Genomic DNA, 9448 nt, shown 5'->3' with positions numbered 1-9448 from the left:
CGCGCCTGGTGGGCTCGGCCGGCGACGCGGGCGGGCGGCTGCCCGCCGGGCTCGGCGCGGTCGGCGCGCTGTTCACGTCGGTGGGCGCGATCGTCGGCCTCGGGGTGCTGTCACCGTGGCTGGCGCTGGCCTTCTTCGCCGGGGTGGTGCCCGGCGTGGTGCTGATCCGGCTGTTCCTGCGCGACGCCGGTTCGGCGTTCGCCCGCTACCAGGAGGTGCAGGCGGAGCTCGCCGCGCGCCTCACGGGCGCACTCACCGGGCTGCGCAGCATCCACGCCGCCGGCGCCGAAGAACGCGAGGCCGCACGGGTGTTGGCGCCGCTGCCCGACCTCTCCGCGGCCGGGCACGCGCTGTGGACGGCGCAACGCCGCACGGCGTGGCAGGCGACGCTGCTGATCGCCGCGGTCGAGATCGCGGTCCTGACGACGGCGGGCGTGCTGCTCGCCGACGGGGCCCTGGCGCCGGGAAACCTCGCCGCGGCGGCCGGGTGGGCGGCGCTCGGGGCCGGCCTCTTCGAACAGGTCGAATCGCTGGTCGGGGTCGCCCACGCCCGCGCCGGGCGGGCCCGGGTCGACGCCCTGCTCGCGCTCCCGCCCGCACCCGTGGGAGCGGCGACGCTTCCGGTCGGCGGCACCGGCGAACTCGCCTTCCGCGGCGCGGTGGTGCGCGACGGCGACCGCGTGCTGCTCGGACCGATCGACCTCACCGTCCCCGGCGGACACACGCTCGCACTGGTCGGGCGCTCCGGCTCCGGCAAGTCCCTGCTGGCCGCCCTCGCCGGACGACTGCGCGACCCCGACGAGGGCGCGGTGCTCATCGACGGCGTCCCGGTCGACGAGCTGGCCCCCGACGAACTCCGGAACGCCGTCGGCTACGCCTTCGAGCGGCCCGCCCTGGTCGGCGGCACGGTGCGCGACGCACTCGCCGGCGCGGGCGAGGCGGAGGCCGGGGCCGCCCGCGCGGACGGCTTCCTGCGCCGGCTGCCCCGGGGATGGGACACCCCGCTCGACGAACTACGGCTCTCGGGAGGCGAGTTGCAACGCCTCGGGCTGGCCCGACTGCTGGCCCGGCCGGCGCGGGTGGTGGTGCTGGACGACGCGACGTCGGGGCTCGACCTCGCCACCGAGTACCAGGTCACCGAGGCACTCGACCGCGCCACCCTCGGCCGCACCCGCATCGTGATCGCCCACCGCGCCACCGTCGCCGCCCGCGCGGACCTGGTGGCCTGGCTGGAAAACGGCCGCCTCCGCGCCCTGGCCCCACACACCGCCCTCCTCTCACACCCGGACTACCGCGCCGCCCTGTCCGACACCGCCCTACAAGCAGCCGCCTGATGGCCCGCCACCGCACACCACACACAGAAAGTCGGCCGGGCCGACTTCCCACACAGCCCTCTGCGCCCTCCGCACCCCATCAAGCAACCAATGCCGGCACAGAAAGTCGGGCCGACCGAGTGCCGAACGCCTCGGACACCGAAAGTCGGCCCGATCGACTTCCCGCGCACGACCCGGCATCGGCCGCCGCAGGCATGGAAAGTCGGCCCGACCGACTTCTCACGCACGACCCGGGGCCGGGCGCTACCGGCGTGGAAAGTCGGCTCGACCGGCTTCTTGTGCAGCACCCTGGGCCATCCACGGGCCACCAGCTCCGCGACGCCCGCATGGAAAGTCGGCCCGACCGACTTCTCACGCACGACCCGGCATCGGCCGCCGCAGGCATGGAAAGTCGGGCCGATCGACTTCCCGCGCACGACCCGGGACCGGACACCGCGGACACAGGAAGTCGGCCCGACCGACTTCTCACGCACGACCCGGCATCGGCCGCCGCAGGCATGGAAAGTCGGCCCGACCGACTTCCCGCGCACGACCCGGGACCGGACACCGCGGACACAGGAAGTCGAGTAGGCCGACTTCCCGCGCACGGCTCGACATCGGCCGCCGCAGGCGCTGTCGCGCAACCCGGCGACGCAGGAAGTCGGCTCGGCCGACTTTCCGTGCAGACGGCTCCTGCCTCCGCTTACTCAGGGCGCGGAGCCCACCGCCGGTCCTCGCGTGCCAAGGCGCCCGGCGCGAGAAGTCGGGCCCGCCGACTTCTCGCGTCACCGTCACCGTCACCGCCACCGCAGCCGCCCCGGACGCCCACGGCCGCCCACCACCACCGCGCAGGAAGTCGGCGGCGCCGACTTTCCACTCCCACCGCCTCGCCCGGGTGGGCACTCCTCCTTCGGCAGTTCGCCACCACACGCCGACCGCTGCTACGGCTGCTCGCCTGGTCTGTGGTCGAGGCCCTGCCGCCGTTGCTCTCCGGGCTGCTCGTGTCGGCCGCCGTGGACCGCGGCTTCCTCGCCGGGCGGCCCAGGGCCGGGGTGGCCTGGCTGGCCGGGTTCGGCGCGGCCACGGTTCTGCGGGCGTTCGCGGCGCGGGCCGGGTTCCCGCACCTCGCGACGGTCGTCGAGCCGTTGCGGGACGCGCTCGTCACGCGGGTGGTCCGGAGCGCGCTCGCCCGGCCGGTCGCCGACGCCGCCGAGGTCGCCCGGCTCACCGAACAGGTCGAGTCCGCACGACAGTTGACCGCCACCCTGCTGCGCACCCTGCGCGGCGTCGGAATCACCCTGGCCGCCGCCCTGATCGGCCTGGCGCTGCTCGCGCCCGCCGTCCTGCCTCTCGTCCTGCTGCCGCTCCTGGCCGCCGGGCTGCTCTTTGCCCGCCTACTGCGGCCGCTGGTGGAACGCCGCCGGGCGGTCGTGCTGGCGGAGGAACGGTTCGCCGCCGAGGCGGGCCGCGCCCTGCACGGCCTGCGCGACGTGCAGGCCACCGGTACGCAGACGCAGGTGGCCGCCGCACTGGCCGAGGCGGCCGGGACGAGCGCCGCCGCCTCCCGCGCGCTGGGCCGGGCGTCCGCCCTGCGCGCGCTCGTGGTCGCGCTCGGCGGGCGGTTGCCGGTGCTCGTCGTGCTCACGGCAGCGCCGTGGCTGCTCGCGCACGACGTGCTCACGGCCGGCGAACTGCTCGGCGTCGCCACGTACCTGCTCCAGCAGCTCGACCCGGCGGTGCGGACGTTGGCCGGTACGGTCGGCGGCTGGCTGCTCGGCCTCGCGGTCGTGCTGGACCGCCTGGCCACGGCTTCCGCCGCCGACGCCCCGACCGCCCGGTCGACGGCGGGAGGCGCGACCGCCCGTGACACGAGCCTGTGCCTCACCGCTCTTCGCTACGCGCACGCCCCCACCGCCGAACCGGTCCTCGACGGGCTCGACGTGACGATCGGCGCGGGGGAGCACGTCGCCGTCGTGGGCCCGAGCGGAGCCGGCAAGTCCACGCTGGCCGGGTTGCTCGCCGGACTGCTCACACCCACCTCCGGCGACCTCACCATCGGCGGGGAACACCTCTCGCCGGGCGATCGCACCCGGGTGGTCGCGCTGCTTCCACAGGAGGCGTACGTCTTCCCCGGCCCGCTGCGCGAGAACCTGACGTGGCTCGCGCCGGATGCCACCGACGCCCAACTCACCCGTGCCATCGAGGTTGTGGGCGCCGGTGAACTCGTCACGCGGCTCGGCGGAACGGACGCCGTCCTCACCGACCCCGCCGCACTCTCCGCCGGCGAGCGGCAGTTGCTCGCGCTCGTCCGGACGTACCTCTCCCCCGCCCCGGTCATCGTGCTCGACGAGGCGACCTGCCACCTGGACGCCACCGCCGAGGACCAGGCCGAACGGGCCTTCGCCGCCCGACCGGGAACACTCGTCGTCGTGGCGCACCGGATCAGCTCCGCCCTGCGCGCGGACCGCGTCCTCCTCCTGGACGGCGGCCGCGGCACGCTCGCGAGACATGGAGACCTCCAGGTCCTGTCGCCGCTCTACCGGGAACTGGTCGGCCACTGGCTGGACTCCACACCGCGCAACAACAGCGCATCGCACACCGGGCACGCACCATGAAGAAGCCGCCCGCGCAAGCCAACACCTGCGCTCCGGCCAGCGGATCTGCGGGATGCGGCGTGGGAAGTCGACGGGCCCGACTTCCCACGCAGGAGGCCCGGGGAGCGGGCCGGGGCGCGGGGCGGCCACCGGCCCTCCACCGCTGGCTGGCACAGGACGTCGATGTCCCCGACTTCCCACGCAGACCAGCGGATCCACGGGATGCGGCGTGGGAAGTCGACCAGCCCGACTTCTCGCGCAGGAGGCCCGGGGAGCGGGGCGGCCACCAGCCCTCCACCGCAGGCCGAGCACAGGACGTCGATGTCGCCGACTTCCCGCGCAGGCCAGCGGATCCACGGAATGCGGCGTGGGAAGTCGACCAGCCCGACTTCTCGCGCAGGAGGCCCGGGGAGCGGGGCGGCCACCAGCCCTCCACCGCAGGCCGGGCACAGGACGCCGATGTCGCCGACTTCCCACGCAGGCGGCCAGTGGCTGGGGGCGGAGGGCGCTGCACGAGGCGGGCGCCGGCGGGCTGTGCGCTGCCGGGCGTGGGATCAGGATCTCCCGTAGCCGGGGCAGGGCAGCGCAGGGGCAGCCACCGGTCGGAGGCGGGCGGCGCCGGGCGGGGTGGAGGCGGTCAGGGTCTCGACGGGGCCAAGCGGGGACGGCGCCGGGCGGGGTGGGTGCTGCCGGGGTGGAGGCGGTCAGGGTCTCGGCGGGGCCAGGCAGGGGCAGCGCCGGGCGGGGTGGGTGCTGGCGGGCCGGAGGTGGTCAGGGTCTCGGCGGGGGCGGGGCCGGGCGGGGTGGGTGCCCCCGGGGTGGGGTGTCAGGATCTCGATAGGATCTCGGGCGCCGCGGCCGTTATGGTGGCCGGGGCACGGGCCGCGATCACCGGCTGTGGCGCGGTTCCTGCGCCCGAAACGGGGGCCGACCGCGCATTCACAGTGCCGGGCGGGCGCCGATGCATCTGCAAGCTCCGCACGGAAAAGACGATTCTGATGTCCGACACCCTCACCGACACCACCGGCCCCGCGACCAACGGGACCGACGCCGACGAGATCACGGCCGAGGACACCGCGTCGCACGGCCGCCACCGCGGCCTGTCCTCCGCCGACGACAGCCCCGAGGCCGGCGCGCACGGCCGCCACCGCGCTGCAAACCAGGGCTGACGAGAACCAGGGCTGACGGAGGGCCCGCCGGGAGGACTTCCCGGCGGGCCCTCCGCGCGCTCAGTCCAGGGTGACGACCGTCCGCAGGGCCTCGCCGCTGCGCATCTGGGCGATCGCGTCGTTGACGTCGGCGAGCGCGACCCGGTGCGTGACCATGCCGTCGAGGTCGATCCGCCCGGCCCGCCACAGGTCGACGACCAGCGCGATCGTGGACGGTACGGGCGCCCCGCCGTAGAGCGAGGGCAGCAGGCGCTTCTCGTTGAAGAACAGCTCGCCCATCGTGAACTGCGCGAGGTCGTCCTGCGCCCCGGCGCCGATCACGACGACCGCGCCGCCGCGCCGGGTGGCGTCGTACGCGGCGCGGACGGTGGCCGAGCGGCCGACCGCCTCGAAGACGTAGTCGTAGCCGCCGCCGGGCAGGCCCTTGGCGGTCGCCTTGAGGTCCTCCGGGGCGATGGCATCGGTGGCGCCGAAGGCCAGTGCCCGTTCGCGCCGCGAGACCACGGGGTCGACGACGGTGATCCGGCCCGCGCCGCAGACCCGGGCGCCCTGGACGGTCGCCACGCCGACGCCGCCCGCCCCGATCACGGCCACCGAGGCGCCGGGCTCGACGCGCGCGGTGTTGACGGCGGCGCCGACGCCGGTGGTGACGCCGCAGCCGATGAGCGCGGCGGCCTCGTACGGGAGGTCGGCGGGGACCTTGATCACGGCGTCCTCGGCGACGACGACCTCCTCGGCGAACGAGCCGGTGCCGTAGAACCCGGACGCGTCGACCGCGGCGCCGCCCTCCTCGAAGCGGAAGCCGGGCGCGCCGAGGCGCCGCAGGCTCGCGATGCAGAGGTGGCCGCGGCCGCGCTCGCAGTGCGCGCAGCGCCCGCAGGGTGCCATCCAGCACAGGACGACGCGGTCGCCGGGCGCGACCGACCGCACGCCCTCGCCGACCTCGACGACGTCGCCCGCGCCCTCGTGGCCGGGCACGAACGGCGCCGGCTGGGGCAGCACGCCGTTCATCGCGGAGAGGTCGGAGTGGCACAGGCTGGCCGCGCGCATCCGGACCCTGACCGTGCCGGGCCCGAACCCGACCGCCGTCACGTCCTCGCGGACGTCGAGCGTGTCCTGCCCGGTCTTGTGCAGAACGGCTGCGCGCATGGGGCTGCTCCCGGTGTGCCTCGGATCCACGGTCGGGCCGATTCTGGCACGGGCGCGGGGCGGCGACTAGAACACGTTCCAGCGGCGGTCCCGGGAGGAAGCGCGGACGTACCGTCGAGTAGGGTCCGACCGGAGTACCCGGAACCCACCCCGTCGCGAGGAGTCGCCCCATGTCCGACCTGCTGGAGAGCGTCCGTCCGGCGGACGAGGTGGTGGCGGCGTTCGAGGCGGCCACCGGGTTCATGCCGGTCGACGAGGGCCTCGCGCTGTACGCGGCCGCGGTCACGGCGGCGCGGCGCACCGGGCTGCCGGTGCTGGAGATCGGGACGTACTGCGGGCGCTCGGCGGTCCTGCTGGCCGCGGCGGCCCGGGAGACCGGGACGGTCGCGCTGACGGTGGACCACCACCGGGGGTCGGAGGAGCAGCAGCCGGGCTGGGAGTACCACGACCCGACGCTCGTGGACCCCGAGGTCGGGCTGATGGACACGCTGCCGGCGTTCCGCCGGACGCTGCACGCGGCCGGGCTGGAGGAGCACGTGGTGGCGCTGGTCGGCCGGTCGCCGCGGATCGCGGCGCTGTGGGGCCGTCCGGTCGGCCTGGTGTTCATCGACGGCGGGCACACCGACGAGCACGCGACCGGCGACTACGAGGGCTGGGTGCCGCACCTCGCCCCGGAGGGCCTGCTGGTGGTGCACGACGTCTTCCCGGACCCGGCGGACGGCGGCCAGGCGCCCTACCGGGTGTACCTGCGGGCGCTCGCGGAGGGCTTCGAGGAGGTCTCCGTCACCGGTTCGCTGCGCGTGCTGCGCAGGCGTGCACCGATGCTCTAACGTCGTGCCGGAGCCGCCGGGCGGGGGTCCGGAGGGTACGGTGGCCGCGCCGCAGCAGGCAGCGAGCGGCAGCGGGACACGGCGGCACCGGACAGAGCGACGGCGGATGGTGGGGGCTAGCGGCACATGACGGACCAGAACAACACCGCTCCGGCGGTCTGGGACCCCACCGCCCGCGGCGGCGCCGGCGGCTGGGTCCGCGGCCCCCAGCAGCCCGCCCCCCAGCAGCCCGGCCGGCCCCAGCCGAACCAGCCGCAGCAGCCCGCCGACGCCGCGCCCCAGGCGCCTCCCGCACCTCCCGCACCTCCCGCGCGCCCCATGGCCCCGCCGCCCGGCCCGGGCGGGGTCGGCGACCAGGGCCCGCCGCTGGGCGCCCGCCCGTACCTGGCGACGGCCCCGGGCTACGACGCGCCGACGGCGCCCGCGTTCCCGTCCGCCGCGCCGCCGCCCCCGCCCGTCCCTCCCGCGTCGCCGTTCCCGGCCCACGCGAGCGCCCAGGCGAGCGCCCAGGCGGCCGCGCAAGCGCCCGGCCCGTACCCCGGCCCCGGCTACCAGTACCCGCCGCGGCCCGGCTACCCGGCCCAGCCGGACCACCCGGCCGGCTACGAGGACCTGGACGACGACGAGGAGCGCCCCACCAACCGCAAGGCACCCCTGCTGATCGGCTTCGCGCTGCTCCTGGTGCTGGCGGTCGGCGGCGGCCTGCTGATGGCGGTCAAGGACAACGGCAAGAAGGACCAGGCCGCGCCCGCCCCGGCCGCCACGGCCACCGACCCGGGAGCGTCCGGCACCCCGCAGCCGGCCCCGGCACCCAGCGGTTCGGCCGGCGACCCGAGCGCCGCCGCGACCGACCCGGCCTCGGCGGGCGCGACGCCCAGCCCGTCCGCGACCACCGCCGGGCCGAACGCCAAGGCCCAGGCCGGCGCGCTGGACGACCTGCTCACCCAGGGCGAGAGCGCGAAGGCCCCGATCGGCAGCGCGGTGGCGAAGGTCAGCAGCTGCCCGGCCAAGCCCGACATCGCCGACGCGGCGCAGGTGTTCGACAACGGCGCCAAGCAGCGCGACGAACTGCTGCGCAAGCTGGGCGCCTTGAGCGCCTCGGACGTCCCGGGCGGCGCGGACGCCATCCAGTCGCTGAAGTCGGCCTGGCAGCTGTCGGCCGACATCGACCGGGCGTACGCGGCCTGGGCGCGCTCGGTGGCCGGCCAGGGCTGCTCCGGCACCGCCCCGACCACCGCCGACAAGAAGCACGCCGACGAGCTCAACCCCCAGGCGACGCAGGCGAAGAAGGACTTCGTCGGAAAGTGGAAGCCGATCGCCGACGCGTTCGGCCTCACCGCACGGACCCAGGACAGGATCTGAACCGCTCGTGACCGGCCCGACGAACCGCCCTCCCCGCCGCTCCGCCCTGCTGCGCACCACGACGGTGGTCGGCGCGGCCGTACCGCTCTGCCTCGCGGGCTGGTTCGGCTGGCAGGCCGTCAGCCACGACGCGCCCGCCGGCGCGACGGCCGCCACCGGCACGGCCGTCGCGAGCGCCGCGCCCGGGGCGGCACCGCCGTCGACGGCCGCCGCGCCCTCGACGACCGCCACCCCGGCGCCCGGGGGCACCCCGAGCGCCGCCACGCCACCCACCACGCCACCCGCCGCACCACCCGCCACCCCGTCGGACGCTCCCACCCCCGGGACCGCCGCCTCGACCGCCCTCACCGGCCGCACGATCCTGCTCGACCCCGGCCACAACCCCGGCAACTCCTCGCACACCGCCGAGATCAACCGTCAGGTCGACATCGGCAACGCCCGCAAGGAGTGCGACACCACCGGCACCGAGACCGACGCCGGCTACACCGAGGCCGACTACACCCTGGACGTCTCCCGCCGCGCCCGCGCGATCCTCACCGCCCGCGGCGCGACCGTGGCGTTCACCCAGGACGGCGACCGCCCGTGGGGCCCGTGCATCGACGAGCGCGCCAGGGCCGCCGCCGACGCCCACGCCGACGTGGCCCTCTCGGTGCACGCGGACGGCGCTCCGGCGAGCGGCAGCGGGTTCCACGTGATCATGCCCGCCAAGGTGGTCGCCGGGAAGGCGGACAACTCGGCGATCGTCGAACCGTCGCACCGGCTCGGCCTGCTGCTGCGCGAGCGGTTCCACGCCGCGACCGGCGAGCCGTTCGCCGACTACATCGCCGAGAACGGCCTGGACACCCGCTCCGACCTGGGCGGCCTCAACCTCTCGACGGTCCCCAAGGTGTTCATCGAGTGCGGTAACATGCGCAACCCGGCGGACGCGAAGCGGATGACGGACCCTCAGTGGCGCCAGAAGGCGGCCGAGGGGATCGCCGACGCGCTGACGGCGTATCTGACCTCGCGGGGCTGAATCCGGCGGCGCTCCC

General features: G+C 76.0%; 7 protein-coding genes. 6 read left to right on the top strand and 1 reads right to left on the bottom strand.

What is annotated here, in order from left to right; translation table 11 throughout:
* From ACFVU9_RS03215 to ACFVU9_RS03205, 3 genes are all read left to right on the top strand, one after another.
* Positions 1-1334, top strand: a 1334-nt coding sequence (locus tag ACFVU9_RS03215) for an ATP-binding cassette domain-containing protein (RefSeq protein ID WP_387589336.1), incomplete at its 5' end; no start/stop codon positions are given.
* A 941-nt stretch (positions 1335-2275) separates the two neighbouring features.
* Entirely contained in the window at positions 2276-3928 is a 1653-nt protein-coding gene (locus ACFVU9_RS03210) for an ATP-binding cassette domain-containing protein (RefSeq protein WP_387589334.1), read from the top strand.
* Positions 3929-4905: 977 nt separating this feature from the next.
* Complete coding sequence (locus ACFVU9_RS03205) at positions 4906-5076, top strand: hypothetical protein (protein WP_380443386.1); 171 nt, start codon at positions 4906-4908, stop codon at positions 5074-5076.
* A gap of 60 nt (positions 5077-5136) precedes the next feature.
* Here ACFVU9_RS03205 and ACFVU9_RS03200 read toward each other — a convergent pair whose 3' ends face one another.
* Positions 5137-6225: a Zn-dependent alcohol dehydrogenase gene (locus tag ACFVU9_RS03200; protein ID WP_380443385.1), complete on the bottom strand. Its 1089-nt coding sequence runs from the start codon at positions 6223-6225 to the stop codon at positions 5137-5139.
* A gap of 170 nt (positions 6226-6395) precedes the next feature.
* Here ACFVU9_RS03200 and ACFVU9_RS03195 point away from each other — a divergent pair, with 170 nt between their 5' ends.
* The 3 genes from ACFVU9_RS03195 (at position 6396) to ACFVU9_RS03185 (ending at position 9432) form a co-directional block, all read left to right on the top strand.
* Positions 6396-7055, top strand: coding sequence for a class I SAM-dependent methyltransferase (locus ACFVU9_RS03195; protein WP_380499679.1), 660 nt, complete (start codon positions 6396-6398; stop codon positions 7053-7055).
* A 126-nt stretch (positions 7056-7181) separates the two neighbouring features.
* The gene (locus ACFVU9_RS03190; protein WP_380504668.1) at positions 7182-8417 is read left to right on the top strand and encodes a hypothetical protein; all 1236 of its coding nucleotides are present in this window, start codon (positions 7182-7184) and stop codon (positions 8415-8417) included.
* Positions 8418-8424: 7 nt separating this feature from the next.
* Entirely contained in the window at positions 8425-9432 is a 1008-nt protein-coding gene (locus tag ACFVU9_RS03185; RefSeq protein WP_387589328.1) for an N-acetylmuramoyl-L-alanine amidase, read from the top strand.
* The last annotated feature ends 16 nt before the right edge of the window (positions 9433-9448 follow it).

This window comes from Kitasatospora sp. NPDC057936 (assembly GCF_042887525.1).
Lineage (GTDB): Bacteria > Actinomycetota > Actinomycetes > Streptomycetales > Streptomycetaceae > Kitasatospora.
Note: the sequence above shows the minus strand (reverse complement) of the source record. Positions and strands in the feature narration are given on the sequence as shown.